1 protein-coding gene is annotated in these 373 nt (G+C 73.2%); it reads right to left on the reverse strand.

The window, feature by feature from the left end; all coding sequences use genetic code 11:
- The coding region (locus IH54_RS41110; RefSeq protein ID WP_043183716.1) for an acyltransferase domain-containing protein at positions 1-373 on the reverse strand (373 nt) is incomplete at both ends.

Below are 373 nucleotides of genomic sequence, written 5' to 3' on the forward strand. Positions count from 1 at the left end.
GGTGTGTGCGGGTTGGGGGGTGATGCCGTCGAGGGTGGTGAGGATCTGGTCGCGGAGTTGGTCGACCTGGGGGCTGTGGGAGGCGTAGTCCACGTCGATCGTGCGGGTGCGCGCGCCGCGCTCGTCCGCTGCCGCGAGGGTGGCGGTGACCTGGTCGGGCGGGCCCGAGATCACGGTGGAGCGGGGGCCGTTGTGGGCGGCGATCGCCACGTCCGCGGTCGCCGTGCCCAACTCGTCGAGCAGGTCCTGCACTTCCTGCGCGCTGAAGGTGATCGAGGCCATGGCGCCTTGGCCGGCGAGGGCGCGGAGTGCTTGGGAGCGGAGGGCGACGACGCGGGCGGCGTCTTGGAGGGTGAGGGCTCCGGCGACGGTG

This window comes from Streptomyces sp. NRRL F-5123 (assembly GCF_000721495.1).
Classification (GTDB): domain Bacteria; phylum Actinomycetota; class Actinomycetes; order Streptomycetales; family Streptomycetaceae; genus Actinacidiphila.